At 72.3% G+C, this 26,113-nt stretch carries 25 protein-coding genes; 14 read left to right on the forward strand and 11 right to left on the reverse strand.

Annotation, left to right across the window (positions count from 1 at the left end; all coding sequences use genetic code 11):
* From nadC to OG553_RS18960, 9 genes are all read left to right on the forward strand, one after another.
* A complete protein-coding gene (gene nadC / locus OG553_RS18920) occupies positions 1 to 969 on the forward strand; it encodes a carboxylating nicotinate-nucleotide diphosphorylase (RefSeq protein WP_405983074.1) in 969 nt (322 codons plus the stop codon).
* 4 nt (positions 970 to 973) lie between these two features.
* On the forward strand, positions 974 to 1,783 hold the full coding sequence (locus OG553_RS18925) for a type III pantothenate kinase (protein WP_405980115.1): 810 nt from the start codon (positions 974 to 976) through the stop codon (positions 1,781 to 1,783).
* Between the two features lie 157 nt (positions 1,784 to 1,940).
* Complete coding sequence (locus OG553_RS18930; RefSeq protein WP_405980116.1) at positions 1,941 to 2,693, forward strand: GntR family transcriptional regulator; 753 nt, start codon at positions 1,941 to 1,943, stop codon at positions 2,691 to 2,693.
* Between the two features lie 136 nt (positions 2,694 to 2,829).
* Entirely contained in the window at positions 2,830 to 3,021 is a 192-nt protein-coding gene (locus OG553_RS18935) for a DUF397 domain-containing protein (protein WP_405980117.1), read from the forward strand.
* A gap of 93 nt (positions 3,022 to 3,114) precedes the next feature.
* On the forward strand, positions 3,115 to 3,720 hold the full coding sequence (locus tag OG553_RS18940; RefSeq protein ID WP_405980118.1) for a hypothetical protein: 606 nt from the start codon (positions 3,115 to 3,117) through the stop codon (positions 3,718 to 3,720).
* 14 nt (positions 3,721 to 3,734) lie between these two features.
* Positions 3,735 to 3,902, forward strand: coding sequence for a hypothetical protein (locus OG553_RS18945; RefSeq protein ID WP_405980119.1), 168 nt, complete (start codon positions 3,735 to 3,737; stop codon positions 3,900 to 3,902).
* An 80-nt stretch (positions 3,903 to 3,982) separates the two neighbouring features.
* A complete protein-coding gene (locus OG553_RS18950) occupies positions 3,983 to 4,432 on the forward strand; it encodes a BlaI/MecI/CopY family transcriptional regulator (RefSeq protein WP_405980120.1) in 450 nt (149 codons plus the stop codon).
* 9 nt (positions 4,433 to 4,441) lie between these two features.
* Positions 4,442 to 4,975, forward strand: a complete 534-nt coding sequence (locus OG553_RS18955; protein ID WP_405980121.1) for an amino-acid N-acetyltransferase — start codon at positions 4,442 to 4,444, stop codon at positions 4,973 to 4,975.
* Between the two features lie 165 nt (positions 4,976 to 5,140).
* Positions 5,141 to 5,479, forward strand: a complete 339-nt coding sequence (locus OG553_RS18960; RefSeq protein ID WP_007264817.1) for an Lsr2 family protein — start codon at positions 5,141 to 5,143, stop codon at positions 5,477 to 5,479.
* Here OG553_RS18960 and OG553_RS18965 read toward each other — a convergent pair.
* Positions 5,458 to 6,054 (reverse strand): SCO3374 family protein, encoded by a 597-nt coding sequence (locus OG553_RS18965; protein ID WP_405980122.1) that lies wholly within the window; start codon positions 6,052 to 6,054, stop codon positions 5,458 to 5,460. The two genes, OG553_RS18960 and OG553_RS18965, sit on opposite strands and share 22 nt — an antisense overlap.
* Before the next feature lie 451 nt (positions 6,055 to 6,505).
* Here OG553_RS18965 and OG553_RS18970 point away from each other — a divergent pair, with 451 nt between their 5' ends.
* Positions 6,506 to 9,031 (forward strand): ATP-dependent Clp protease ATP-binding subunit, encoded by a 2,526-nt coding sequence (locus tag OG553_RS18970; protein WP_401252402.1) that lies wholly within the window; start codon positions 6,506 to 6,508, stop codon positions 9,029 to 9,031.
* A 2,036-nt stretch (positions 9,032 to 11,067) separates the two neighbouring features.
* Positions 11,068 to 11,691, forward strand: a complete 624-nt coding sequence (locus tag OG553_RS18975; protein ID WP_405980123.1) for a M23 family metallopeptidase — start codon at positions 11,068 to 11,070, stop codon at positions 11,689 to 11,691.
* A 51-nt stretch (positions 11,692 to 11,742) separates the two neighbouring features.
* Here OG553_RS18975 and OG553_RS18980 read toward each other — a convergent pair whose 3' ends face one another.
* From OG553_RS18980 to OG553_RS19010, 7 genes are all read right to left on the reverse strand, one after another.
* On the reverse strand, positions 11,743 to 12,858 hold the full coding sequence (locus tag OG553_RS18980) for a LamG-like jellyroll fold domain-containing protein (protein WP_405980124.1): 1,116 nt from the start codon (positions 12,856 to 12,858) through the stop codon (positions 11,743 to 11,745).
* A gap of 34 nt (positions 12,859 to 12,892) precedes the next feature.
* A complete protein-coding gene (gene cseC / locus OG553_RS18985; RefSeq protein WP_405980125.1) occupies positions 12,893 to 14,206 on the reverse strand; it encodes a two-component system sensor histidine kinase CseC in 1,314 nt (437 codons plus the stop codon).
* Positions 14,207 to 14,216: 10 nt separating this feature from the next.
* Complete coding sequence (gene cseB, locus OG553_RS18990) at positions 14,217 to 14,930, reverse strand: two-component system response regulator CseB (protein ID WP_405980126.1); 714 nt, start codon at positions 14,928 to 14,930, stop codon at positions 14,217 to 14,219.
* A 38-nt stretch (positions 14,931 to 14,968) separates the two neighbouring features.
* Positions 14,969 to 15,622 (reverse strand): hypothetical protein, encoded by a 654-nt coding sequence (locus tag OG553_RS18995; protein ID WP_405980127.1) that lies wholly within the window; start codon positions 15,620 to 15,622, stop codon positions 14,969 to 14,971.
* Between the two features lie 38 nt (positions 15,623 to 15,660).
* Positions 15,661 to 16,221 (reverse strand): SigE family RNA polymerase sigma factor, encoded by a 561-nt coding sequence (locus tag OG553_RS19000; protein ID WP_007264805.1) that lies wholly within the window; start codon positions 16,219 to 16,221, stop codon positions 15,661 to 15,663.
* A 226-nt stretch (positions 16,222 to 16,447) separates the two neighbouring features.
* Positions 16,448 to 17,383 carry an A/G-specific adenine glycosylase gene (locus OG553_RS19005; RefSeq protein WP_405980128.1) on the reverse strand — a complete coding sequence of 312 codons (936 nt, stop codon included), beginning with the start codon at positions 17,381 to 17,383 and terminating at the stop codon, positions 16,448 to 16,450.
* 23 nt (positions 17,384 to 17,406) lie between these two features.
* Complete coding sequence (locus tag OG553_RS19010) at positions 17,407 to 18,027, reverse strand: phosphatase PAP2 family protein (RefSeq protein WP_405980129.1); 621 nt, start codon at positions 18,025 to 18,027, stop codon at positions 17,407 to 17,409.
* Positions 18,028 to 18,187: 160 nt separating this feature from the next.
* On the opposite strand from OG553_RS19010, the gene OG553_RS19015 reads away from it, so the two are divergent.
* Positions 18,188 to 18,985 (forward strand): hypothetical protein, encoded by a 798-nt coding sequence (locus OG553_RS19015; protein WP_405980130.1) that lies wholly within the window; start codon positions 18,188 to 18,190, stop codon positions 18,983 to 18,985.
* Positions 18,986 to 19,289: 304 nt separating this feature from the next.
* Here the strand turns inward: OG553_RS19015 and disA are convergent, their stop codons facing one another.
* Both disA and radA read right to left on the reverse strand, forming a co-directional pair.
* Positions 19,290 to 20,414, reverse strand: a complete 1,125-nt coding sequence (gene disA / locus OG553_RS19020) for a DNA integrity scanning diadenylate cyclase DisA (protein WP_405980131.1) — start codon at positions 20,412 to 20,414, stop codon at positions 19,290 to 19,292.
* A 301-nt stretch (positions 20,415 to 20,715) separates the two neighbouring features.
* Positions 20,716 to 22,131: a DNA repair protein RadA gene (radA, locus tag OG553_RS19025; RefSeq protein ID WP_405980132.1), complete on the reverse strand. Its 1,416-nt coding sequence runs from the start codon at positions 22,129 to 22,131 to the stop codon at positions 20,716 to 20,718.
* A gap of 416 nt (positions 22,132 to 22,547) precedes the next feature.
* Between radA and OG553_RS19030 the strand changes: the two genes are divergently transcribed.
* Complete coding sequence (locus OG553_RS19030; protein WP_405980133.1) at positions 22,548 to 24,281, forward strand: BACON domain-containing protein; 1,734 nt, start codon at positions 22,548 to 22,550, stop codon at positions 24,279 to 24,281.
* Between the two features lie 22 nt (positions 24,282 to 24,303).
* On the opposite strand, the gene OG553_RS19035 is transcribed toward OG553_RS19030, so the two are convergent.
* Positions 24,304 to 25,107: a hypothetical protein gene (locus OG553_RS19035; RefSeq protein ID WP_405980134.1), complete on the reverse strand. Its 804-nt coding sequence runs from the start codon at positions 25,105 to 25,107 to the stop codon at positions 24,304 to 24,306.
* Between the two features lie 61 nt (positions 25,108 to 25,168).
* On the opposite strand from OG553_RS19035, the gene OG553_RS19040 reads away from it, so the two are divergent.
* Positions 25,169 to 26,095, forward strand: a complete 927-nt coding sequence (locus OG553_RS19040; protein ID WP_405980135.1) for a Ppx/GppA family phosphatase — start codon at positions 25,169 to 25,171, stop codon at positions 26,093 to 26,095.
* Positions 26,096 to 26,113 lie beyond the last annotated feature (18 nt).

A 26,113-nucleotide genomic window follows, 5' to 3' on the forward strand; every position in this document is an offset into this window, starting at 1 on the left:
GTGAGCACCCCCGAACTCCCCCTGATCGAGCAGAACGAAGGCGGCTGCGGCGACGACTGCGGCTGTGGCGACGGCGAGGAGAGCGGCCTCGACCCGGCGCTCGCCCAGCTGCTGGAAGACGCGGGCCTGGACCCGATCGAGGTCGAGGACATCGCGCACATGGCGCTGTCCGAGGACCTGGACGGCGGCGTCGACGTCACCACCGTCGCGACCGTCCCCGAAGAGGCCGAGGCCATCGCGGACTTCGTGGCCCGCGAGGCCGGTGTCGTGGCGGGTCTGCGGATCGCCGAGGCCGTGTTCTCCGTGGTGTGCACGGAGGCCTTCGAGGTCGAGCGGCACGCCGAGGACGGCGACAGGGTCGAGGCCGGACAGCTGCTGCTGTCGGTGCGTTCCCGCACCCGCGACCTGCTGACGGCCGAGCGCAGCGCCCTGAACATCCTGTGCCGCCTGTCGGGCATCGCGACGGCGACCCGCCGCTGGGCGGACGTCCTGGAGGGCACGAAGGCCAGGGTCCGCGACACCCGCAAGACGACCCCGGGCCTGCGTTCGCTGGAGAAGTACGCGGTCCGCTGCGGCGGCGGCGTCAACCACCGCATGTCGCTGTCGGACGCGGCGCTGGTCAAGGACAACCACGTGGTCGCCGCGGGCGGCGTCGCGCAGGCCTTCAAGGCCGTCCGCGAGGCCTTCCCGGACGTTCCGGTGGAGGTCGAGGTCGACACGATGCACCAGGTCCGCGAGGTCGTGGACGCGGGTGCCGACCTGATCCTGCTGGACAACTTCACCGTCCCGGAGACGGAGGAGGCGGTGACCATCGTCGCGGGCCGCGCGGTCCTGGAGTCCTCGGGCCGGCTGTCGCTGGAGACGGCCCGCGCGTACGCGGAGACCGGCGTGGACTACCTGGCGGTGGGCGCGCTGACGCACTCCTCGCCGGTCCTGGACATCGGCCTCGACCTGCGCGAGGCGGTGTAGTCCGATGCTGCTCACCATCGACGTGGGCAACACCCACACGGTCCTGGGCCTGTTCGACGGCGAGGAGATCGTCGAGCACTGGCGGGTCTCGACGGACCCGCGCCGCACGGCGGACGAGCTGGCCGTGCTGATGCAGGGCCTGATGGGGATGCACCCGATGCTCGGCACCGAGCTGGGCGACGGGATCCACGGCATCGCGATCTGCTCGACGGTGCCGTCGGTGCTGCACGAGCTGCGCGAGGTCACCCGCCGGTACTACGGCGACGTGCCGGCGATCGTGGTGGAGCCCGGCGTGAAGACGGGCGTGCCGATCCTGATGGACAACCCGAAGGAGGTCGGCGCGGACCGCATCGTGAACGCGGCCGCCGCCGTCGAGCTGTACGGGGGCCCGGCGATCGTCGTGGACCTCGGTACCGCGACCACCTTCGACGCGGTCTCCGTGCGCGGCGAGTACGTGGGCGGGGTGATCTCCCCGGGCATCGAGATCTCGATGGAGGCGCTCGGGATGCGCGGCGCCCTGCTGCGGAAGATCGAGCTGGCCCGGCCGCGCAACGTGATCGGCAAGTCCACGGTCGAGGCGATGCAGTCGGGCGTGGTCTACGGGTTCGCGGGCCAGGTCGACGGGATCGTGCACCGCATCGCCCGGGACCTGGTGGGCCCGGACGGCGACCCGGACGACGTCCGCGTCATCGCCACGGGCGGGCTGGCCCCGGTCATCCTCGGGGAGACCACGGTGATCGACGAGCACGAGCCGTGGCTGACGCTGATCGGGCTGCGGCTCGTGTACGAGCGCAACGCGCCCAACTTCGAGTGAGGCGGCCGCCGGTGGGGTCCCGCGTACGGCGGGGCCCCACCGTGCGGTAGCGGACCGTCAGGCGGAGTCCTCAGCTTGAACCTGATCCGTTAGCTTGTCGGCGTCGGACGCACACCCTCGTGGAGCGGCTCAGCCGAGACGGCACAGGACGGCCCAAATGCCCCGTAAATCACCGTACTTGCAGGTGGTCGCATCACTCCGGTCCCGCATCGAGGCGGGTGAATGGGCGATAGGCGACAGGCTCCCCTCGCGGGCCCGGTTCGCGGAGGAGTACTCCGTCGGGCAGGGCGTCACCCAGCGGGCCATGGAGCAGCTGATCATCGAGGGCTTCCTCGAAGGCCGCGCCGGCTCCGGCACCTACGTGCGCACCCCGCGCCGGCGCATGCGGATGCTCCGCACCCGCCGCCGGGTCCCCGGCTCCGGCAACACCTTCCGCTCCGAGGCCGCCGCGCACGGCATCGCCGCGTCCTGGGACTCCAAGACCCTCCCGCAGGTCCCGGCGCCCGAGCGGATCGCCGCCCGGCTGGCGATCGAGCCCGGCGCGCCCTGCGTGATGACCCGCTACGAGTTCATGGCCGACGGCAGCCCCGCCGAACTCTCCGAGTCCTGGGAGCCCCTGGCCATCACCTCCGGCACGCCGGTCGTGCTCCCGGAGGTGGGCGAGCTGCGGGGCGCCGGGGTGGTGGCTCGTATGCGTTCCATCGGCATCACCGTCGCCTCGGTGGTGGAGGTGCCGCGGCCCGCCCGCGCCAACCAGAACCAGGCAAACCTCCTGGGGATCAGCCTCGGCGCCATGATCACGCTGGTCGAGCGCACGTACCTGGACTCGGACGGCCGCCCGGTGGAGACCGCCGACCTGGTCATCCCCGATTCCCGCTACGAGATCGCGTACGCCTTCCCGGTGGAGTGACCGACGGCGCGTATTGTGAACGGCCGTACTTTCCGACGACCGGGTTTTTTAACGGAACTGGCCGGAGTGTGCCTCTCGTGGAGATAGCGTCACGCTCGAGAAGCACCGCGACCTCGTCCACTGCGGAGGAGACACCATGACCGCGAACGCTCGACCCGACTGGCGCAAATCGTCCTACTGCGGCGACGGCGACGCCTGCGTGTACGTCGCCGCCGCGCCCGGCACCCTGGTGCGCGTGGCCGACCGGGCCGACCCGGCGCACCTGGTGATGGCCACCACCCACGCCGCCTGGGCGGAATTCGTGAAGGCGGTCAAGGAGACCGGCTGATCCGCCCGCCCGGAGGGCGCGGCGTGAATTCCCGCCGCGCCGCAATCCCGCACCCTCAGGGGATTTTGTCCGATTAGCGCGTATCTTCGCCCCATGCCCACGCCCTACGGATCCCGCGGCGGCATGGCGTTCAGCGCCGCCGAGCTGCACGTGCTCAGGCGTTCCCTGGCCCACGCCCTCCAGCCCTCCACGGCCCCCCTGACCGCTTCCGAGGTCCAGGACTGCCTGCGCCTCGCGGCGTCGGTGGACGACGCCGTCCTGGAGGCGGGCCGGCTCAGAGCCTTCCTGCTCGACGACCTCGCCCGCTACCGGGGCGCCCTCCCCGGGAGCCTGTCCGGCTACCTGGAACTCCTCCAGGACGCCCTGGCCGCCGGCTACGAGCCCCGACCCGACGACCTCGCCGCGCTGCGCGCCGTGCGGGCCAACCCGGTCGCGGGCGCCGTCCTGGAACGGGCCCAGGCCGTCGCCGAGCGCTCCGTACGCCGCAGGCTCGCCACCGGGGCCGCGCCCGCGGCCGCCCCGGCGCCCCGCACCCGGCTGCTAGCCCTGGCCGGAGGCAAGGAGCGGCCCGTCCCGCCGCCGCCGAAGCCCGTCCCCGCGAAGGAGCCGCCGGCCCGCCCGGTGCCCACCCCGGGCGACGTCTTCCCGCCGCGCCGCAAGCCCACCCCGCCCCCGGCGGCCGGACGCGCGGCGGTATAGCTACGCTGGGGGGCATGGACTACGTCTCCGCGCTCGTGCCCCCCTTCGTGATGGCCGCGTTCTTCATCGCACTCGTCGTGACGATCGTGAAGACCCAGGGCGGCGCCAACAAGGCCAAGGAAGACGCGGCCGTCGAAGCCGCGATCGCCCGCGCCGAGGCCGGCCAGCAGTCGCAGAAGTGAAGTGACCCGAGCCGGGTTTTCCACCGCGCGTTGCGGCGAATAGTCGGGCAATTCGTCGCAATCGGCACTATTGTGCTGCTGTGCCTCGCCCCTTGGGAGAACTCGAAGACGCAGTGATGACGCGGGTGTGGCAGTGGAACCGCCCGGTCACCGTTCGGGAAGTCCTGGAAGACCTCCAGCAGGAACGGTCCATCGCGTACACCACGGTCATGACCGTTATGGACAATCTCCATCAGAAGGGCTGGGTCCGCCGGGAAGCCGAAGGCCGCGCCTATCGATATACGGCGGTCTCCACCCGCGCCGCCTACTCGGCCGCACTGATGAACGAGGCCTGGTCCACCAGCGACAGCCCCGCGGCCGCCCTCGTCGCCTTCTTCGGCATGATGTCCCCCGAACAGCGCGAGGCCCTGCGCGACGCCGTGCGCATCGTCCAGCACGACGAACCCGAGAGCGCACCGGCCGGCGAGACCCCCGCCGAGGCCGCACCGGAAGGGGACTCCGGCGCGCACGGGAGCGATCCGGGGCGATAGCGTCCGGGTATGGGAGAGCTTTCCACCACAGCCGACGCCAAAACAGTGACGATCCGCCGCGCGCGCACCAGTGATGTTCCGGCGCTGCGCCGCCTGCTCGACCAGTACGTGCAGCAGCGGATCCTCCTCGACAAAGCCCCCGTCGTCCTTTACGAGGACATCCAGGAGTTCTGGGTCGCGGAACGCGACCGGGACGGGCAGGTGGTCGGCTGCGGAGCCCTCCACGTCATGTGGGAAGACCTCGCCGAAGTGCGCACCCTCGCCGTCGACCGCGACTTGTTGGGCGCCGGTGTCGGGCACCAGGTGCTCGCCAAGTTGTTGGAGACCGCCCGCCGGGTCGGGGTGAGCCGGGTATTCTGCCTGACCTTCGAAGTGGACTTCTTCGCGAAGCACGGCTTCGTCGAGATCGGCGAGACCCCGGTCGAGACCGATGTCTACATGGAGCTCCTGCGTTCCTATGACGAGGGAGTCGCCGAGTTCCTCGGTCTCGAACGAGTGAAGCCGAACACCTTGGGCAACAGCCGGATGCTGCTGCACCTCTGATCGATCGCGGCGGCTATTACGGGCCCCCTCCCGCGTGAGGCCTATGTCCGAATCGCGCACGTTTCCCGCCTTGTTGAGGCCCTGAACCTCTCGACGGGGGTTTGTGTTTTCCAGGCAAAAGCGGTTTCCTTTCCGCGTACTGCATTTTCGATGAAAGGAAATCCGGTGGCACAGAAGGTTCAGGTCCTTCTTGTCGACGACCTCGACGGTGGCACGGCGGACGAGACCGTGACGTTCGCTCTTGACGGCAAGACCTACGAGATCGACCTCACCACCGCCAACGCTGAAAAGCTCCGCGGTGCGCTGGAGGACTTCGTGAAGGCGGGCCGCCGCACCGGCGGGCGCGCTTCCACCGGCCGCGCCAAGGGCCGCGCCGCCGCGGCCCCGGGCAGCCCGGACACCGCCGAGATCCGCGCGTGGGCCAAGGCCCAGGGCCTCAGCGTCAACGACCGCGGCCGGGTTCCCGCCGAGATCCGCGAGGCCTACGAGAACGCCAAGGGCTGAGGCGTAAGCCGCCCCAGGCGGGCGCGGTGGCATTCCGTCGCCGCCGCGGCCACCAGGCGTACGAGATCGGGCCCGGCCGGCTCCGCACAGAGCCCGGGTCCGGCCCCGGCGCCCCGCCCCGCACCGGGCAGGGCGGGCAGCGACGCCTCGCACCCCAGCTCGGGGGGCCGCAGCCACACGGCGGCCCCCCGAGGGCTTTCTCCCGACGCCCGTCCGGGCGGCACGGGGGCGGTGATCCTGCCCCCCGCGCCCAGGGCGGTCAGCTCCAGCGCCACCCCGCCCCACTCCAGCCAGTCGAGCAGCCCGTCCAGCTCCTCCGCGCCGCCCGGGGCGATCAGGAAGCGCATCCGGCGCCCCATCACGGCCACCGGGCCGGTGGCGGCGAAGCCGGGCCGACGGAGCAGCGCGGCCCCGGCGTCCGAGGGCAGCTCCAGCACGTCGAACCGGACCCCGGTGACCAGCTGCGGGGGCGGCCCCCCGGCACAGGCCCAGCCGAGCACCCGCTCGTACCAGGTACGGGTGTCCTCCTCGGGCGGGACGCGGGGCGAGGGGACGCTCACGGGGCTGAGGGGCATGACCGGAGCAACTCCGACGGCGACCGCCGGGTTACGCGACGCGCCCGTACCAATGCGGAGCGTAAACGTCGGCCGAGCGGAGTCCCACATTCGGGACACAAGCGTGTTCGCCCGTAGCGGAGGGAACCATGCGTACCGGCATGGAGTGTCAGTCCTTACGGGTAAGACATTCCTAGTGGATCGGGGCGACACGCTGATTTGAGCGTGTTCCGTTCGCCATCGGCGTACACCTGTGACGGGTATCTGCCTGGCCTGCGGGAACATCGTCTCGCACCATCGAGTTGGAGCAGTAGTCGGCTCTTACAGCCGGTTTTCCTCACCGACGTGGGGGTGAGCCGTGGACGGATGTCGGCAGTTGGAATGAGCTGTCCCGTCCCGCGGGACTAGCATGCGGAAGGACAGGGCGGGGACCGACCCCGAACTGCCCGACCGCTCTGAGGAGCGATAAACGATGTTCGAGAGGTTCACCGACCGCGCGCGGCGGGTTGTCGTCCTGGCTCAGGAAGAAGCCCGGATGCTCAACCACAACTACATCGGCACCGAGCACATCCTCCTGGGCTTGATCCACGAGGGTGAGGGTGTCGCCGCTAAGGCCCTGGAGAGCCTCGGGATTTCGCTCGAGGCTGTTCGCCAGCAGGTTGAGGAGATCATCGGTCAGGGCCAGCAGGCCCCGTCCGGCCACATCCCCTTCACCCCGCGGGCGAAGAAGGTCCTGGAGCTGTCGCTCCGAGAGGCCCTCCAGCTCGGCCACAACTACATCGGCACCGAGCACATCCTGCTCGGCCTGATCCGCGAGGGCGAGGGCGTCGCCGCCCAGGTCCTCGTGAAGCTGGGCGCCGATCTGAACAGGGTCCGGCAGCAGGTCATCCAGCTGCTCTCCGGCTACACCGGGGGCGGCAAGGAGTCGGCCACCGCAGGCGGCCCGGCCGAGGGCACCCCCTCGACCTCCCTGGTCCTCGACCAGTTCGGCCGCAACCTCACCCAGGCCGCCCGCGAATCCAAGCTCGACCCGGTCATCGGGCGCGAGAAGGAGATCGAGCGGGTCATGCAGGTCCTGTCCCGCCGGACCAAGAACAACCCGGTCCTCATCGGCGAGCCCGGCGTCGGCAAGACCGCCGTCGTCGAGGGCCTGGCGCAGGCGATCGTCAAGGGCGAGGTCCCCGAGACCCTCAAGGACAAGCACCTCTACACGCTCGACCTGGGTGCCCTGGTCGCCGGCTCCCGCTACCGCGGTGACTTCGAGGAGCGCCTGAAGAAGGTCCTCAAGGAGATCCGCACCCGCGGCGACATCATCCTGTTCATCGACGAGCTCCACACGCTGGTCGGTGCGGGTGCCGCAGAGGGTGCGATCGACGCCGCTTCGATCCTGAAGCCCATGCTGGCCCGTGGTGAGCTCCAGACCATCGGCGCCACCACGCTGGACGAGTACCGCAAGCACCTGGAGAAGGACGCCGCGCTGGAGCGCCGCTTCCAGCCCATCCAGGTCGCGGAGCCGTCGCTGCCGCACACCATCGAGATCCTCAAGGGTCTCCGTGACCGCTACGAGGCCCACCACCGCGTCTCGATCACGGACGAGGCCCTCGTGCAGGCCGCGACCCTGGCCGACCGGTACATCTCGGACCGCTTCCTCCCGGACAAGGCGATCGACCTGATCGACGAGGCCGGCTCCCGGATGCGCATCCGCCGGATGACCGCGCCGCCGGACCTCCGCGAGTTCGACGAGAAGATCGCGGCCGTCCGCCGCGACAAGGAGTCGGCCATCGACTCCCAGGACTTCGAGAAGGCGGCTTCGCTCCGTGATTCGGAGAAGCAGCTGCTCGCCGCGAAGTCCAAGCGCGAGAAGGAATGGAAGGCCGGCGACATGGACGTCGTCGCCGAGGTCGACGGCGAGCTCATCGCCGAGGTCCTCGCGACCGCGACCGGCATTCCCGTCTTCAAGCTGACCGAGGAGGAGTCCTCGCGCCTGCTGCGCATGGAGGACGAGCTCCACAAGCGCGTCATCGGTCAGAAGGACGCCATCAAGGCCCTTTCGCAGGCGATCCGCCGTACGCGGGCCGGCCTGAAGGACCCGAAGCGCCCCGGTGGCTCGTTCATCTTCGCCGGCCCGTCCGGTGTCGGTAAGACCGAGCTCTCCAAGACGCTCGCCGAATTCCTCTTCGGCGACGAGGACGCGCTGATCTCCCTCGACATGTCGGAGTTCAGCGAGAAGCACACGGTTTCGCGCCTCTTCGGTTCGCCCCCCGGCTACGTGGGCTACGAAGAGGGCGGCCAGCTGACCGAGAAGGTCCGCCGGAAGCCGTTCTCCGTCGTCCTCTTCGACGAGGTCGAGAAGGCGCACCCGGATATCTTCAATTCCCTTCTCCAGATCCTGGAGGACGGTCGCCTGACCGACTCCCAGGGCCGGGTCGTGGACTTCAAGAACACGGTCATCATCATGACGACCAACCTGGGTACGCGGGACATCTCCAAGGGCTTCAACCTGGGCTTCGCCGCCCAGGGCGACGTCAAGACCGGTTACGACCGGATGAAGGCGAAGGTCAACGAAGAGCTCAAGCAGCACTTCCGGCCCGAGTTCCTGAACCGCGTCGACGACACGGTCGTCTTCCACCAGCTCAGCCAGGAAGACATCATCCAGATCGTCGACCTGATGATCGCCAAGGTGGACGAGCGCCTCAAGGACCGCGACATGGGCATCGAGCTCAGCGGTGACGCGAAGCAGCTCCTGGCCAAGCGCGGCTACGACCCGATCATGGGTGCGCGCCCGCTGCGCCGGACCATCCAGCGTGAGATCGAGGACCTGCTGTCGGAGAAGATCCTCTTCGGCGAGCTGCGCCCCGGTCACATCGTGGTCGTCGGCGTGGAGGGCGAGGGCGAGGACGCCAAGTTCACCTTCCGCGGCGAGGAGAAGTCGGCCCTGCCCGACATCCCCCCGATCGAGGCCACGGGCTCCGGCCCGGACCTGTCGAAGGGCGCGTAAGCGGTAAGCAGTACCGAGGGGCGGCCCCGGGACCCACGAGGTCCCGGGGCCGCCCCTTTGCGTGTGGGTGGGGGTGGGGGTCTCGCGGCGCGGGCCCGCTATCTCCCCCGAGAGGGGGTGGGGGCGGGTCGGTGGCTGCCCACCCGCCTCCCCGGGTGCGGGTGGGTGGGTACGCCGGGTCGTGGCGGGCGGTTTTTGACGGCGCGGCCGGATCGGGGCGGGGCGGCGCTGACCCCGGCCGTGCCGGGGCGCGCAGCGTGCGGGGTCGCGGGGCGCGGGGGCTCGACGGGGCGCCGGGTGACGGCCGGCTCCGGCTGCGGGGCGGTGGCCGGGTGGGCCGTACCTCCTGGGGCGGGATCAGCGCCGGTTTGGGGGTTTCCCGTCAGTCCCATCGTCCTTCCGTGTCGGGCCGGCCTGTCAAGGGCGCTCCTTCGTCGCGTCGCTTCGCGATCGCCTTCGGCCACCCTTGACAGGCCGACCCGCCCCGGAAAGCCGAAGAACTGCCGGGAAACCCCCAAAAGAACGGTCACGGGGGAGGAGGAGAGGGGCGGCCTCGTCAGCGTTGAGGCGACGGGGCCGGGGCCCGGCCCGCCGGGCATCCGGGCGCCCAGGAGTCCCGATCCCGGGCCAGGGGCGCGACAACCCGCACCAAAAGGCAACCCGAGCGACCTGCGGAGCCCCCAGGCGCGCGAGATCGCTACGCGCTCCTCTCGTCTCGGCGTCCGACGACCGTCCTGGGCTGATACCTGCACCAAAGGACGGACAGGGCAGTCCGGGATGTCTCCGGGCGCGATGGATCGCTACGCGCTCCTCATTGCTTGGCGGCCGACGGCCGTCTTGGGCCGGTCATGGGTGGGAAAGAAGGCCCGCGCGCCCCCTTTGCTCGTTTCCAGCGCCTGTGGCTGGGCCGAGGGGCCCCTGTCGGTGTCTGCGGTTGAGGAAGACGTCCGCAGAGTCCGGCGGCGGTCGCTGTGGGAGAGGGGTGAATCGCCGCTCGAAGGTGGCCTTCCGGCCCGTTCCTCGCCCGCACCGGCTCCAGGCGGCCGCCGGACGCCGAAACCCGGGCAGCGGGTAGCGACCTGCCGCGCCCGCCGGGTCCGGATGGGGTCCTGCGCGTCATCTGGTGCGGGTATCAGCCCCAGGCGGCGGCCAGTCGCCGAGATCTGGGCAGCGCGTAGCGATCTGACGCGCCTCTCGGCTCCCTGGGCTGGTCTCTTCGTCCTCTCGTGCGGTCTATCAGCCACAGGCGGTCGTCGGACGCCGAGACGAGAGGAGCGCGTAGCGATCTGGGGCGCCTGGGCGCTCCCCAGGCCGTTCTGATCGACCTTTCGTGCGGGTAGTCGCGCCCCTGGCTCGGGATGGGGACTGCTGCGGGCCCGGATGCCCGGCGGGCCGGGCCCCGGCCCCTCGCCTCGTTCCTGACAGGCCCGTCCCTTCTCTTCTGGACCGTGCCGTTTCTTTGGGGGTTTCCCGGCAGTCTTTCGGCATTCCGGTTCGGGTCGGTCGGTCAAGGGTGGCCGAAGGCCATCGCGTAGCGACGCGACGAAGGAGCGCCCTTGAGGGACCGGCCCGAACCGGAAGGACGATGGGACTGACGGGAAGCCCCCAACCTGCTGTGAGACCGTCCGAGGGGATCCCGCCACCCACCCGCACCCGGGAGGCGGGGGAGACAGCGGGCCCGCGCCGTCAGGAGTCCCCGAGTCGTACCCCCACACCCCGGTTGCAGGCTTTGGTCCCGAGGGCCCCCGCAAACGGCCCGGGGCCGGTGACAAGCCGCACAGGGCAAAACGGACCTACTAGGAATTGTCGTAGGTTTTGCTGTCCTGGTTTGTCCCTGCGTAGGTGCAGTACGGGTGCCGTCAAGAGTGTGGAGATCCACCGCGCGGCTACGAGACGGGGTAGTAAAAGGGACGTTTGGGGAAGCCCGGGGGCACGGGTTACCAAGGTGGGGCAAGCCCGGCAGTGGCGGTTCGGTCCGCAGCGCCGGGATCTTTCTTGCCCGAAACGCCCCTGTCCCCGGCCCCGGAGGTCTCCACATGTCCGCGAAGCGCGTCAGCACCCGCCGTACCCGTATCGCCCTCGCCGCCACCGGTCTCGGTGCGCTGCTGGCCCTCGGGACCGGGACGACCGCCGCCTTCGCAGACGAGGCCCCCAGCACCCTGTCCGCCTCCGCCGAGGTCGCCGCCGTCCAGGCGCAGGCCGAGGCGCAGGCCAAGGCCGCCGCCGCGGCCGCGAAGACCGCCCTGTGGGCCAAGCCCGTCGAGGGCTACACGCTCTCCGCGACCTTCGGCAAGGGCGGCAGCATGTGGGCGCACAAGCACTCCGGCCAGGACTTCGCCGTCCCGACCGGCACCAAGGTCAAGGCCGCCGGCGTCGGCACCGTCGTGAAGGCCGGCCCGAACGGCGGCGGCGACGGTCCCGCGTACGGCAACGCCATCGTGATCAAGCACGCCGACAGCACGTACTCGCAGTACGCGCACCTCTCGAAGATCCAGGTCAAGATCGGCCAGAAGGTCTCCGCGGGCCAGCAGATCGCCCTGTCCGGCAACACCGGCAACAGCAGCGGCCCCCACCTGCACTTCGAGATCCGCACCACCCCGAACTACGGCTCGGCCGTCAACCCGGTGGCCTTCCTGCGCAACGCCGGCGTCACCATCTGATCCGTCCGGTCAGTCCCGTCAGTCCGGTCAGTCCGGTCGGGCCGGTCCTGGTCAGATGAGCCAGGAGTGGGTGGGCTTGGTCTTTCCGATCTTGTTGTTCTTCAGACCCGTGATCTGTTCCTGGTTCAGCGCCTGGTCGAAGATCCGGATGTGGTCCAGCGGACCCATCCACGAGGCGCTCCAGATCCCGTGGTGGCGGGCCCGGCCCAGCTGGAGGGGGCCGGGGCCGGCCCAGATGCCGGAGACCTGCGCCTGGCCGGCCTGCTTGTCGTCGACCCAGAGGGCGATGGTCTTCTTCTCGGCGTCGTAGGTGCCGGTCAGCAGGGCCCACTGCCGCGTGGTGTCGACGTTGTCGACGACGACCTGCTGCGCCGTGGCCGCCTGGCCCTTGTCGCCGGTCTGGACGCGGAACACCCAGGCCTTCTTGCCGCCGACGACCTCGAAGCCCAGCTCGAAGGAGTACGAGTCCCCGTCGCCCTGGCTGACCGCCATGCGCGGCCCGGTCTCGGACACGTTGTAGGCGCGGGTGGAGACGGTGAAGCTCTTCGTGACGTCGACCGCCGCCTCGGCGCCCTGCGCGTAGGAGTCCGCGGCGCCCTTGAAGCGGATCTCGGTCCGGTTGGCCAGCTCCCCGAGCGAAGCCCCCGGACCCAGGGCTATGCCCATCTTCCCGTTGCGGTCGCGCAGCAGGTTCGGCTCGCCCGGCACGGTGGGGGAGTCGTCCTCGGGGGTCTTGCCGTCCGGGGACTGGGCGGAGGGGCCGCCGGAGGCGCTCGGCGAGCCCGAGGAGGCGACGGCCGGCGGGTTCTTCGGGTCCTCGTCGGAGCCGCCCAGTACGAACCACCCGGCGCCGCCCGCCGCCAGGACGACCGCGAGCGCCGCGATCCCGACGGTCAGCCGCTTCCGCTTGCGCTGCCGGGCCTCCGTGGCGTCGGCCATCGCCTGCCAGTCCGGTGTGGACGGGGAGGCGAGGGGCGCGGTCGCGGCGGGGGGAAACGGTTCCTCGGGCTGGGCCGGGGGCGGGCCGAAGCCGCCGCCGGCCGGCTGTCCCTGGGCGGGGCCGCCCGGCTGGTAGGGGTTCGGGGTCTGCGGCGGGAATCCGTAGCCGCCGCTCCCCTGGGCGGGGCCGGGCTGGGGGCTGTTCGGGCGATCCGTACCGTCAGTCATGGCACGGATGCTAGAACATCGCCGGCAACGCCCGTCAGCCCGGGAGCTGGATGATCGGGAAGCTCCCCGTCGCCGTCGGGGCGTGTTCCGGCAGCCACAGCACCGCCACCGCGCCCGCGGCGGCGCCCTCGTTCTCGGCTCCGCCCCGGGCCGCGACGTTGCGGAACGTCAGCCGGGCGCCCAGTACCCGGGCCTGGCCCTCCGCGATGGTCAGGCCGAGTCCGTGGCCGACGCCCGCCCGGTCCGTGGATCCGGTGCGGAAGCGGCTGGGGCCCTCGCGCAGGAGTGCCTCGGGGAAGCCCGGTCCGTGGTCCCGGACGCGTACGACACGGCCCTCCACGTCGACCTGGATCGGGGCGCGCCCGTACCGCATGGCATTGGCCAGCAGGTTCCCGAGGATCCGCTCCAGCCGTCGCGGGTCCGTGCTGACGATCTCGTCCGCGACGACGCGTACCGAGGCGTCCGGCATCAGTGCGGCCACCCGCCGGGAGACGAACTCGCCGAGGGCCACCTCCTGGAGCTCGGCCCGTTCGGACGCGCCGTCCAGCCGGGCCACCTCCAGGACGTCCTCGACCAGGGCCCGCATCGCCTGGGCGCGGTCGCGCACCAGCTCGGTGGGCCGGCCCGGCGGCAGTAGTTCGGCCGCGGTGAGCAGGCCCGTGACCGGGGTCCGCAGTTCGTGCGCGATGTCGGCGGTCACCCGCCGTTCGGCCTCCAGCCGCTGCTGGAGGGCGTCGGCCATGGCGTCCACGGCGCGCGCCAGGTCGTCGGTCTCGTCGCGTACGACGCCGCCGACGGCGTCGCGTACGCGTACCTCGGGGTCACCGTGCGCCACGCGCTGCGCGGCGGCGGCGGCCTCGCGGAGCCGGCGGGAGATCTGGCCGCCGATGAGGACGCCCATCGCGGAGCCGCCGATGACCACGGCCAGGGAGCCGACGACCAGGGCCCGGTCCAGGTCGCGCACCATGTTGGCGCTCTCGCGGAACGGGTGGTGCATGGACAGCACCTGGCCGTTGCCGAGGGGCACGGCCGCCCAGACCTCGGGAACCCGCTTCGGGGACTCGTGGATGTAGGTGCCGCGCCGTCCCGAGCGGGCCTTCTCGCGCAGCTCGGCGGGCAGGTCGGGGTCGTTGATCTTGGCGCCCCAGATGGGCTTGCGGCCGGCGTCGGGGGTGCGGGCGATGTACTGGACCCGCTCCAGTTCCTGGTCGCGGGCGCTCTCCAGCATCGACACGCGGGCAGCGCTGTGCACCACCAGGCTCAGGGCGAGCGCGGTGAGGGCGCCGACGGCGGCGATGGCGAGCGTGATCTTCCAGCGGATCCCCGTACGGAGGGTGATTCGCCTCATGCGGTTCTACTCATGCCTTGAGCTTGTATCCGAAGCCCCGGACCGTCTCGATCCGGTCCTGTCCGATCTTGGTGCGCAGCCGCTGGACGTGGACGTCCACGACGCGGGTGTCGCCGCCCCAGTCGTAGTCCCAGACCCGTTCGAGGAGCCGGTCGCGGGAGAGGACGGTGCCGGGCGCGGAGGAGAACTCCAGCAGCAGCCGCATCTCGGTGGGGGTGAGTGCGACGGGGGAGCCGGCCTTGCGGACCTCCATGCCCTCGGTGTCGACCTCCAGGTCGCCGAAGGACAGCACGCCGCGTTCGTCGGAGCCGTCCGCGTCGGAGGAGCCGTTGGCGCCGTTCTGCGGGCCGCCGGCGTGGCCGAAGCGGCGCAGTACGGCGCGGATGCGGGCGACGAGGACGGAGCCGTCGAAGGGCTTGGTGACGTAGTCGTCCGCGCCGGCCTCCAGGCCGAGGACCACGTCGATGGAGTCGGCGCGCGCCGACAGCATGATGACGGGGACGGTGGACTCGTCGCGGATGCGGCGGCACAGGCTGACGCCGTCCATGCCGGGCACCATCACGTCGAGGAGGGCGATGTCGGGCCGGTTCGCCCGGAAGGACTCCAGGCCGGACAGGCCGTCGGGCATGGCGGTGACCACGAACCCGTCGCGTTCCAGCGCCAGGGTCGTGGCCTCGCGGATGACGTCGTCGTCCTCCACGAACAGCACGTGGGTCTCGGCCATGCCCAGCCTCACTCCGGTTCCATCTTCGGTACGGTCGGTCAGTCGTTCTTCTGCGAGACGGCCGGGGCCGGCTGCATCCCGGGGTTGTAGACGTTGCTGTACTCGGAGTGCACCCGGTCCTGTTCGGCGAACCGTTCGCCGTTCCAGCGGTACGTGATCACGTCCTCGCCGGACGGATCGGAGGGTGCGGCGTCGTGCCCGTAGACGGGCTTGCTGACGACGAGGTCGCCCCGGTCGATCTCCGCGTAGACGGGCTTCTGCTCGTCCGCGAAGACATTCTCGTACTTGGAGCCGTCCGAGCGGTACACGTACGAGCCGCGCCCCAGTGCGTCCGAGCAGGACAGGACGTTGACGACGACGTCGACGACGGCGCCGCCGGTGATCTTCCCGTAGCTGACGTCGATCGGGTACTCCTTGCCCGTGCAGGGCTTGAGGTCCCGCTTGATCTCGGCACTGACCTTGGGGTCGGCCTTCAGCAGGGCCACCGGGTCGACCCGCTTGACCTGGCCGCCGGTGGACGCGGCGGTGGAGTGTCCCGGGGCCGGCGGCTTGGTGGTGCCGCCGCTGGGCTGGTTGCTGCGCGCCACCGGGTCGGTGCGCGCGGGCCCGCCGTCGCGCAGTCCGGTGCCCCCGGCGGAGCACCCGGCCGCGAACAGCACTGTGCCGACGAGGACCGTGGTCCCCGCCGACATGAGTACCAGCGAGCTTCTGCCGCTCAGACTTTGGCCGTTCAGGCCGCGCACCGCTCCCGCCCCTCGTAGCGCGTGGTGTGGTCACCGCGTTCCAGGGCACGCATGTCCAGGTCCCGGCTCTCCAGCTCCTGACGGAGCCGGGCCAGGGCGCGGTGCAGTGTGCTCTTCACGGTTCCCGCCGACATACCGAGCGCCGCGGCCGTCTCCTCGGTGCTCATCTGCTCCCAGTGTCGCAGCACCACGACACTGCGCTGCTTGGGCGCGAGCACCTTGAGGATGTCCATCAGCAGGGCGCGGTCGGCGCGCTGGTCCGAGCCGTCCTCGACGGAGGCGTCGGGAAGCTGCTCGGTGGGGACCTCGTCGAGCTTGCGGGCCCGCCACCACTCGGTCCGCGTGTTGATCATGACGCGGCGCAGGTAGGCGTCGGCGAGGGACTTGTCGGCGATGCCGTCCCAGCGGCCGTAGGTGCGTACGAGGGCGGTCTGGAGCAGGTCCTGGGCGTCCGTGGGGTCCGGGACCAGGCGCCGCGCGCTGCGCAGGAGCGCGTCCTGCCGGGTGCGTACGTACTCCTCGAACTCGAGTACCTCTCCGTGCGCCATGCAGACCGCCTCCACTGCCGTCCCCGTCTCCGCTGCCTTACGGATCCGAAGTTACGGACGGGTTGTCACGGCACTGTGCGGGTCAGCCTGCGGTGGGCGCACGGACACCCGTAGGTTGTGTAACAGTGCCCGTGAGCTGCGGTTTCCCGGCCTGAAACGGAATCGTCCAGTCAACTTCGAGTGAATCCCGAGGGCCCGCCGGGACGCGGGGCGGTGCCCCCGGGGATCAGCTCTGCGGCAGCCGGTACATCCCGTGCGCGAGGGGCTCCACCAGCCCGTCCGACACCAGCCCGTCCAGGGCGCGGGCCCGCTGCACCGGCTCGTCCCACACGGTGTCCAGCACCGCCTGCGGAACCGGGCCCACCGCCTCCCGCAGCACCGCCAGCAGCTTGCCGCGCACCTGCCGGTCCGTACCGGCGTACGTCTGACCGCGCCGCGGCGGCCCGTCGTGCGCGGGCTTGCCCGCCAGCCGCCACGCGCACAGCCCCGCCACCGGGCAGCGGACGCAGTCCGGGCTCTTGGCGGTGCACACCAGCGCGCCGAGCTCCATGGAGGCCGCCGCCCAGCGGGCCGCCGTCGGCTCGTCCTCGGGCAGCAGCTCCCGCGCCAGCCGGCGCTCGGCGGCGGTGGTGGCGTTCGGCGGGTACTCGACCCCGGTCGAGGCGCGAGCGAAGACCCGGCGCACGTTGGTGTCCAGCACCGCGTGCCGCTGCCCGTACGCGAAGGAGGCCACCGCGGCGGCCGTGTACTCGCCGATCCCGGGCAGCGCGAGCAGCTGCGCGTGGTCCCGGGGCACGTCACCGCCGTGCCGTTCCGTTATCGCCGCGGCCGCGCCGTGCAGCCGCAGCGCCCGCCGGGGGTAGCCGAGGCGCCCCCAGGCCCGTACGGCCTCGCCCGGCGCCTCGGCGGCCAGGTCCGCGGGCCGCGGCCACCGGGCGAGCCACTGCTCGTACACCGGCAGCACCCGGCTGACGGGGGTCTGCTGGAGCATGAACTCGCTGACCATCACCCCCCAGGGGCCGGCCTCGGGACGGCGCCAGGGGAGGTCGCGGGCGTGCTCGTCGAACCACGCGATGACGGGGTCGTGCAGCGCGGAGCCGGACGACGCCGGGGAGGTGGAGGACGCGGAGGACGCGGAGGCGTGTGAGGGGGATGCAGTCATGACAGACGGCATCCTGGCACGTTTCAGGTCCGGCGCGCGGGGCCCGGACCGGTGAACCAGACGGCCACGCGGTTGCCGCTCCCCTGTACGGCGGTGGTGAGCCTGATCATCGGACCGGTCAGCACCGCCACGAGCAGCACGGCCAGCGAGGCGCCCAGCAGCAGGCCCATGCCGACGTCGTGCGGGTAGTGCACCCCGACGAAGACGCGGGAGAAGGCCATCAGCAGACCCATCGGCACCGTCAGCCAGGCGAGGCGGGGGACGGCCAGTGCCAGTGCGACGGCGGCGGCGCCGGCGATGGCGGAGTGGTTGCTGGGGAAGGACCAGTCGCCGTACGGCGGGCACGGGACCAGGGAGGCGGCCGCCCCGGCCACCGCCCGGCAGGGCCGTTCCTCGTCGATGGTGGACTTCACGAGCTCGGACGCGACGTACACGAGTGCGGTGACGAGCGGCGCGAGCACGGAAAGGGCGAGGGCCCGGGGCTCCCCGCCCTGCTTCCCGCGCGCACGCCACCAGACGGATATGTAGAGCAGGCCGAACACGAGGAGGCCGTATTCGGTCCAGACCTCGACCACCTTCTGCACCCAATGGGGCGTGGAGTGGGCGAAGTCGGTGATGTCGCGATAGAGGTCGGAGCTGTCCATGGTCACTGACCGTACTCGGCGCCTTGTCGCGGCCGTGTCAGACCCCTGGCCGGATATGGCCGTTCCGGGCTGCTCCCGCAGGATGATCATCGGCAAAACCTGCCGGACGTGCGGCATGTGGGGCGCTGAACGAGGCACGAGTTCTCGTAAGGTTCGGTGCGTGGGATCTCTGCGCAATCCGGTCGGGCCGCTCCCCTCCTCCATTTACTGGCGGCGGAGGGCCGTGCTGGCGTCCGTCGCCGCGCTCGTCGCGCTGCTCGCCGTATGGTTCGTCAGTTCCGGTGCCGGCAAGACGAGTACGAACGGCAAGGGCGGCGGCGACGGCTCCGGACCCGTGCGCACCATCACCCCCGGCCCCTCCGGCTCCGGCCCGGCGATCAGTCAGGCCCCGGGCGGACGCGCGGAGTCGGGCGGTGGCGGCGGCGCCACGGGCCCGGCGAAGAACGGCGACGCGGGCGGCACCGGCTCCAACTCCGGTACGGGCGCGGGCTCCTCGCCCTCCTCCGGATCCGGCGGCTCCGCCGCGGCGCAGGTCCCGGCGGACTCCCCGCTGCCGACGTGCCCGGCGAGCGCGCTGCAGTGGGAGGTCAAGAGCGTCAAGAACGAGTACGAGACGAACGAGAAGCCCCGTCTCGAACTGCTCGTCCGCAACACCTCGGGCAGCACCTGCAAGTTCGGGCTCGGCCCGAAGCAGGCCGTGGTGACCGTCTTCCAGACGACGGGCGCCAAGGCCGTCTGGTCCTCCGCGGACTGCCCTACGGGCGCGGCCAACGCGTTCTACCGGCTGCCGGCGCAGGGCGAGACGAAGCAGTCGGTGGAATGGGACCGCAAGCCGAGCGCGGCGGACCAGTGCCAGAACCCGCCCCAGGGCGCCCCGGCCCCCGACACCTACGTCGTCGAGGTCAAGTCCCCGGGGCTCCCGGTGGCCCGCACGTCCTTCGTCCTGAAGCAGGATTAGCCTTCCAAACGCGCCGCTCGCGCGGCTCGGCCCCTGGGGGCCTCCCCGGCTTCGCGCCGCTGCGCCGGACTCCGGCCGTCCCCTCCTTGACGCGGTCCTCGCGCCGCTCAGCGCCGGGGCGCTTCGCGGGCTTCGGGCCCGCTGCGCCGGACTCCGTCCGGCGGCCCGCTGGGTGGGGTCGGTTCGGGTGGCTGGTGCGGGAGGGTAGGGGACCTCGCCCGCGCAGCGGACAACCACCCGCAGGCGCCCACCGGCCCCAGGCACCCGAACCGGCCCGGCGCGGCAGCGCACAGGCGGCTACGGCCTACACATAGCGTTCGAGGATCGAGGACTCCGCCAGGCGGGACAACCCCTCGCGGACGCTGCGCGCACGCGCCTCGCCGACGCCGTCCACCGTCTGGAGGTCGTCCACCGACGCCGCCAGCAGTTTCTGCAGCCCGCCGAAGTGCTCCACCAGCCGCTCGATGATCGCCCCCGGCAGCCTCGGAACCTTCGCCAGCAGCCGGTACCCGCGGGGCGACACCGCCGAGTCCAGGGTCTCCGGCGAGCCCGTGTACCCGAGCGCCTTCGCCACGATCGCCAGCTCCAGCAGTTCCGGATGCGTCAGCGCGTCCAGTGCCGGCAGCGCCTCCTCCACCGTGCGGGAACGCTTCGCCGTCGGTTCCGGAACGTAGTCCCGGATCACCAGCTCCCGTTCCTGCTCGATGCCGACCGTCAGCTCGTCCAGCTGGAGCGAGAGCAGTCGCCCGTCCGTGCCCAGTTCGACCACGTACTCGGCGATTTCCGTCGCGATCCGGCGGACCATTTCCAGCCGCTGCGCGACGGCGGTCACGTCGCGGACCGTGACCAGGTCCTCGATCTCCAGCGCCGACAGCGTGCCCGCGACCTCGTCCAGGCGGAGCTTGTACCGCTCCAGCGTGGCCAGCGCCTGGTTCGCGCGCGACAGGATCGCCCCGGACTCCTCCAGGACCCGCCGCTCGCCGTCCACGTACAGCGCGATCAGCCGCATCGACTGCGACACCGACACCACCGGGAAGCCGCACTGCTTGGAGACGCGGTCCGCCGTGCGGTGACGGGTGCCCGTCTCCTCCGTGGGGATCGACGCGTCGGGCACCAGCTGTACGCCGGCCCGCAGGATCTTGGTGATGTCCTTGTCGAGGATGAGCGCCCCGTCGAGCTTGCACAGCTCCCGCAGCCGGGTCGCGGTGAACTCCACGTCCAGTACGAAGCCGCCGGTGCACATCGCCTCGACGGCCTTGTCCATGCCCAGGACGATCAAACCGCCCGTGTTGCCGCGGACGATCCGCTCCAGCCCGTCGCGCAGGGGCTGACCAGGCGCGACCGCGCTCAGCGAGGCGCGCATCAACGCCTCGTGCTTGGAGCTCGCGCCGGACTTCCCGGATGCTGCTGCCCCGTCCTTGGCTGCCACTGCACTCCTCCGGTCGCGGGTTGCGCCGCCGCGTACGGCCGGGCGGACCAGCACAAAGTCTACCGGCGCACGCTGTGCCCCCGCCGGGGCTTGGCCCGTACCGCCGCCACGAGGGCCCGTACGGGCCTCCGGCACCCGCCCCCGGGGGACCCCCGCAGGGCTGCGGGTCCGGTCCGCGTCCGGCTCACGTCGGCCCGCTGACCTGCCGTTTGGGCCCGTCGGCGGAGGGAGTGATTCCGGCCGTGGGTGCCGGCAGGTGCCCGCGCGGCCGCCCGCAGGTGCCCGCGCGGCCGGGGCCGGGCTACTCGCCCGCCGCCCGCTCCTTGGCCGGAGTACGCGAGCGCCCGCGCGGCAGGACACGTAGCGCGTCCCCCATGTCCGCCACCTCGGTCACCTTCATGCCCGCCGGCACCTTCCCCGGATCCGCCGGGACCAGCGCGTGCGTGAACCCGAGCCGGTGCGCCTCGGCCAGGCGCCGCTGCACGCCCGTCACCCGCCGCACCTCGCCGGCCAGGCCGACCTCCCCGATGGCGACCAGGTTCTTCGGCAGCGGCACGTCGCTCGCCGCCGAGGCAAGCGCCAGCGCGATCGCCAGGTCGGCGGCCGGCTCCGTCAGCTTCACCCCGCCCACGGTCGCGCTGTAGATGTCCCGCTTGCCCAGCGCCGTGATCCGCCCGCGCTGCTCCAGCACCGCCAGCATCATCGAGACGCGCGAGGTCTCCAGGCCCGAGGTGGTGCGGCGCGGGGACGGGATCTGCGAGTCGACGGTGAGCGCCTGCACCTCGGCGACCAGCGGGCGCTTGCCCTCCAGGGTCACGGTCAGGCAGGTGCCCGGCACGGCCTCGGCGCGCCGGGTCAGGAACAGCCCGCTCGGGTCGGCGAGCCCGGTGATGCCCTCGTCGTGCAGTTCGAAGCAGCCGACCTCGTCCGTCGCGCCGTAGCGGTTCTTCACGCCGCGCACCAGGCGCAGCCGCGCGTGCCGGTCGCCCTCGAAGCTGAGCACCACGTCCACGAGGTGCTCCAGCAGGCGGGGGCCGGCGATGGCGCCGTCCTTGGTGACGTGGCCGACGAGCAGGGTGGCCATGCCCCGCTCCTTCGAGGCGCGGATCAGCGCGCCCGCGACCTCGCGGACCTGGGCCATGCCGCCGGGCGCGCCGTCGATCTCGGGGGAGGCGATGGTCTGTACGGAGTCCAGGACCAGCAGGGAGGGCTGCACCGCGTCGAGGTGGCCCAGTACGGCGGAGAGGTCGGTCTCGGCGGCGAGGTAGAGGTGGTCGCTGAGGGCGTTGATGCGGTCGGCCCGCAGCCGCACCTGGCTCGCGGACTCCTCGCCGGTGACGTAGAGGGTGCGGTGGTCGCCGGTGGCCGCCTTCGCGGCGACGTCCAGCAGCAGCGTCGACTTGCCGACGCCCGGCTCGCCGGCCAGCAGCACCACCGCGCCGGGGACGAGGCCGCCGCCGAGCACGCGGTCCAGCTCGTCCACGCCGGTGCTGCGGGCGGTCGCGGTCTTGCCGTCGACCTGGGCGATCGGCAGCGCGGCGGCCGAGACGCGGCCGGCCGCGGTGGTCCGCACGGCGGGCGCGCCCATCTCCTCGACGGTCCCCCACGCCTGGCACTCGGGGCACCGGCCGAGCCACTTGGCGGTGGTCCAGCCGCACTCGGAGCAGCGGTAGGACGGCCGGTCCTTGGCGGATGAGCGGGATGTACGGGCAGCCATGCCGCCCACGGTAGCCGCCGCCGCCGACAACCGGGGCGGCCCGCCGTCGGTCCAGCCGTCAGTCCGCTGTCGCTCCAGCCTTCGGTCCAGCCGTCGGTCCCGCCGTCAGGGCCGCTGTCAGCGGAGTGGCGATCTGTTCACCCTTAAGGGCTAAAACCCCGGAAGGCTTCCGGAGCGTTACCGGCGTGCCGCCTACGGTTCGCCGAGTGAACAGCAGCGACCAGGGAGACCCCGTATCGCGCACCGGCGCACACCCGGCGCACAGGCGCACGCACCGAGCGGACCGGACGGGCCGGACGGGCGGACCGGGTGGCGACACGGGTGGTGCGGAAGGGGCACCTGTTGCCGGTGGTGCGTCCGATGCGGTAGTGGCGCCCGGTATGCGCGGTACGGGTGGGGCAGGTGGGGTGGGGGGCGTGCCCGGTGGGGACGGTGCGCCCGGCGCCGCGGCCGACCCCGGTGACACCCTCCTGCTGGAGCTCCCCGAGCCCCCGCCCTTCCGGCACGAGCCCTACCTGGACGGGCTCTTCACGTACTGCCTGTCGGTCCTGTGCGACCACGACGCCGCCGCCGACGTCCTCGGCGACGTCCTCGCCGTGGCCGAACGGCACCCCGGCCGATGTCCCGACGAGGGCGACCGGCGGGCCTGGCTCTACGCACTCGCCCGCTGGGCCTGCCTGCGCCGGCTGGCCGAACGCAGGCGCGTACGCCAGGGAGCGCATTCCACCCGGCGCACGCCGGAGTACACCGACCCCGAGCGTGCGCCCCGGGCGCACCGCCCGCTCGACGTCAGCGCCTACCGCCGCACCGAGCTCGCCCGGCTCGCCTGGCCCGAAGCCGCCGGCACCACCCCCGAGCAGCGCGAAGCCCTCGAACTCGCCGTCCGCCACCGCCTCGGCGTCAGCGAACTCGCCGCCGTCCTCGGCACCGCCCCCACCACCGCCAGGGACCTCCTCTCCGGCGCCGCCTGCGAGGTCGAACGCACCCGCGCCGCCCTCGCCGTCGTCGAGACCGCCAACTGCCCGGCCGTCTCCCGCATCACCGGCGACGACGACGGTCCCGGCCCCGGCCAGGTACTGCTGTCCGCCACCCTGCGCGCCGAGCTCGTCCGCCACGTCGACGACTGCCCGCGCTGCCGCCGCGTCGCCGAACGCGTCGGCGCCGGCGCGCCCTGGCCCGGCTCCGGCGGCATCAACGCCGCCCTACCCCTCGTCCCCGCCCCCCGCACCGCCGTCCACGCCGCCATGCTGCGCTCCGGCAGGCGCCGAGGCGGACGCCCCGGCCCGCGTTTCCACCGCACCGGCTTCCCCATGGACCCCAAGGACCGCGCCGCCCGCCGCGACCGGTTCCGGGCCCGGGCCGTCACCACCACCGTTGTCGCCACCGTCGTCGCGGCGCCCGTACTCGCGCTGTGGGCCGCGTACCGGGGCGCACCCTCCACCGGCGAACCCGTCGGCGGCGACGGCACCCGCATCTCGGCCAGCGAATCGCAGATCCCGCCCCCGTACGCCGCCGGCCGCCCCCTCACCGGCTACGACAACACCGGGAACACCGCCCACACCACCGGCGAGCCCGGTTTCGCCCCCGGCAGCGGAGCCCCCGACGTCTCCGTCGAGGTCATCAGCGCCGGCGCCCCCGCCACCCCCGAGGCCGACGGCCCCGGCGCGCCCGGCCGCCTCACCGTCGCCGCCGCCACCCGCGGCGCCACCACCCTGCTCACCCTCACCGCAGCGGGCGGCCGCCCGGTCGACTGGCGGCTCTGGTCGGACGCGCCCTGGCTGCGCGCGAGCCAGACGGCGGGCACCCTCGCACCCGGAGAATCGGTCACCCTCCGGATCACCGTCGACACCGCGGCCCAGCCCGTCGGCGCCTGGACGGCCCGCGTCGGCGTCGACCCCGGCGGGGCCGTGATCTCCATCCAGGGCCGCGGCCGCCCGGCGCCCGGCACCGAGCCGACCCCGCCCGCCCCGGACCCCACGCCGACGCCCCCGGCCCCGGACCCGACGCCGACCCCGACGCCCACGCCGACGCCCCCGGACCCGACGCCGACCCCGACGCCCACGCCGACCCCGACGGACCCGGCGACCCCGTCGCCGACCTCAGGAGGAACGGTTTCCCCGGACCCGGGACCGGGATCTCCGGCCGGCTGAGGCGCCCGGCCCCCGCCCCGCCCTACTGCGGGTCGGCCGGGTGCGGAGCCATCGGGAGCAGCGAGGCCAGCCGCGCCTCGCACAGCTTCACCAGCTCCGCGTAGCCCTCCTTGCCCATCAGCTCCGTCAGCTCCGCCCGGTACGACACGTACACCGGGTCGCCGGCACCGTGCGCTGACGTCGCCGACGTGCACCACCAGTGCAGGTCGTGGCCGCCCGGCCCCCAGCCGCGCCGGTCGTACTCGCCGATCGACACCTGGAGGACGCGGGTGTCGTCCGGCCGGTCGATCCAGTCGTACGTACGCCGGATCGGCAGCTGCCAGCACACGTCCGGCTTCGTCTCCAGCGGCTCCTGCCCGCTGCGCAGCGCCAGGATGTGCAGGGAACAGCCCGCGCCGGCCGGGAAACCGGGCCGGTTCAGGAAGATGCAGGCGCCGTCCCAGCGGCGGGTCTGCTTGTCCCCGTCGTCGTCCAGCTGGGTCCAGCCCGACTCGCTGCCGACGTCGTGGAACTGCCACAGCTCGGGCGTGAGGCGGGCGACGTGCTCGGCGACCCGCTTCTCGTCGTCCTCGTCGGAGAAGTGCGCGCCGAGGGTGCAGCACCCGTCGGAAGCCCGGCCCGCCTGGATGCCCTGGCAGCCGCTGCCGAAGATGCACGTCCAGCGGGAGGTCAGCCAGGTCAGGTCGCAGCGGAAGACCTGCTCGTCGTCGGCGGGATCGGGGAACTCCACCCAGGCCCGGGGGAAGTCGAGGCCCTTCTCGTCCGACACCTTGTTCTTCTTCTTGATCTCGGTCTTGCTCTTGCTGGCCTTCTTCGTATTTGGCACAAGCCCAGCCTAAGCGCCCCTTCCTCCACCGCTCCGCGTTCGGCCCAGTAGCGTTTCCCGTATGAGACTCGGTGTCCTTGACGTGGGTTCCAACACGATCCATCTGCTGGTGGTGGACGCGCACCCCGGCGCGCGCCCGCAGCCCGCGCACTCGCACAAGGTGCAGCTGCGCCTCGCCGAGCTGCTCGACGAGCGCGGCGCGGTCAGCCCCGAAGGCGTGGAGCGCCTCGTCTCGGCGATCGCCGGCGCGGTGCAGGCGGCCGAGGACAAGGGCTGCGAGGACGTGCTGCCGTTCGCGACCAGCGCGGTGCGCGAAGCCCCCAACGCCGACGAGGTCCTCGCCCGGGTCAAGGAGGAGACGGGCATCGAGCTGCCGGTGCTCAGCGGCGAGGACGAGGCCCGGCTTACCTTCCTCGCCGTCCGGCGGTGGTTCGGCTGGTCGGCGGGGAAGCTGCTGGTCCTCGACATCGGCGGGGGCTCGCTGGAGATCGCGTTCGGCATCGACGAGGACCCCGACGCGGCCGTGTCCCTGCCCCTGGGCGCGGGCCGCCTCACCTCGTCCTGGCTCCCCGGAGACCCCGCCGACCCGGCGGACGTACGGGCGCTGCGGCGGCACGTCCGGGCGCAGATCGCACGCACCGTCGGGGAGTTCAGCCGCTTCGGGGCGCCGGACCACGTGGTGGCCACGTCGAAGACCTTCAAGCAGCTGGCCCGCATCGCCGGCGCGGCCCGCGAGGCCGACGGCCTGTACGTGCAGCGCGAGCTGACGCGGAAGTCCCTGGAGGAGTGGGTACCGCGCCTGACGGCGATGACCACGACGGAACGCGCCGCCCTCCCCGGCGTCTCGGAGGGCCGCGCGGCCCAGCTCCTGGCGGGCGCGCTGGTGGCGGAGGCGACGATGGACCTCTTCGGCGTCGACGAGCTGGAGATCTGCCCCTGGGCCCTCCGCGAGGGCGTCATCCTCCGGAGGCTGGACCACCTGCCGTAGGAGTACGCAGCCTGCGGC

The organism is Streptomyces sp. NBC_00158, assembly GCF_045160885.1.
In the GTDB taxonomy this organism is placed as follows: Bacteria; Actinomycetota; Actinomycetes; order Streptomycetales; family Streptomycetaceae; genus Streptomyces.

Excerpts from the sequence above, each read along its gene's own strand:
- OG553_RS18975 (WP_405980123.1), top strand. The coding sequence starts at position 11,068 with ATGTCCGCGAAGCGCGTCAGCACCCGCCGTACCCGTATCGCCCTCGCC.
- OG553_RS18980 (WP_405980124.1), bottom strand. The coding sequence starts at position 12,858 with ATGACTGACGGTACGGATCGCCCGAACAGCCCCCAGCCCGGCCCCGCC.
- radA (WP_405980132.1), bottom strand. The coding sequence starts at position 22,131 with ATGGCTGCCCGTACATCCCGCTCATCCGCCAAGGACCGGCCGTCCTAC.
- OG553_RS18970 (WP_401252402.1), top strand. The coding sequence starts at position 6,506 with ATGTTCGAGAGGTTCACCGACCGCGCGCGGCGGGTTGTCGTCCTGGCT.
- OG553_RS18935 (WP_405980117.1), top strand. The coding sequence starts at position 2,830 with ATGACCGCGAACGCTCGACCCGACTGGCGCAAATCGTCCTACTGCGGC.
- OG553_RS18955 (WP_405980121.1), top strand. The coding sequence starts at position 4,442 with ATGGGAGAGCTTTCCACCACAGCCGACGCCAAAACAGTGACGATCCGC.
- OG553_RS18940 (WP_405980118.1), top strand. The coding sequence starts at position 3,115 with ATGCCCACGCCCTACGGATCCCGCGGCGGCATGGCGTTCAGCGCCGCC.
- OG553_RS18925 (WP_405980115.1), top strand. The coding sequence starts at position 974 with ATGCTGCTCACCATCGACGTGGGCAACACCCACACGGTCCTGGGCCTG.
- OG553_RS19010 (WP_405980129.1), bottom strand. The coding sequence starts at position 18,027 with ATGGACAGCTCCGACCTCTATCGCGACATCACCGACTTCGCCCACTCC.
- OG553_RS19040 (WP_405980135.1), top strand. The coding sequence starts at position 25,169 with ATGAGACTCGGTGTCCTTGACGTGGGTTCCAACACGATCCATCTGCTG.
- OG553_RS19000 (WP_007264805.1), bottom strand. The coding sequence starts at position 16,221 with ATGGCGCACGGAGAGGTACTCGAGTTCGAGGAGTACGTACGCACCCGG.
- OG553_RS18995 (WP_405980127.1), bottom strand. The coding sequence starts at position 15,622 with ATGTCGGCGGGGACCACGGTCCTCGTCGGCACAGTGCTGTTCGCGGCC.
- OG553_RS18930 (WP_405980116.1), top strand. The coding sequence starts at position 1,941 with ATGCCCCGTAAATCACCGTACTTGCAGGTGGTCGCATCACTCCGGTCC.
- OG553_RS18945 (WP_405980119.1), top strand. The coding sequence starts at position 3,735 with ATGGACTACGTCTCCGCGCTCGTGCCCCCCTTCGTGATGGCCGCGTTC.
- OG553_RS18965 (WP_405980122.1), bottom strand. The coding sequence starts at position 6,054 with ATGCCCCTCAGCCCCGTGAGCGTCCCCTCGCCCCGCGTCCCGCCCGAG.
- cseC (WP_405980125.1), bottom strand. The coding sequence starts at position 14,206 with ATGAGGCGAATCACCCTCCGTACGGGGATCCGCTGGAAGATCACGCTC.
- OG553_RS19005 (WP_405980128.1), bottom strand. The coding sequence starts at position 17,383 with ATGACTGCATCCCCCTCACACGCCTCCGCGTCCTCCGCGTCCTCCACC.
- cseB (WP_405980126.1), bottom strand. The coding sequence starts at position 14,930 with ATGGCCGAGACCCACGTGCTGTTCGTGGAGGACGACGACGTCATCCGC.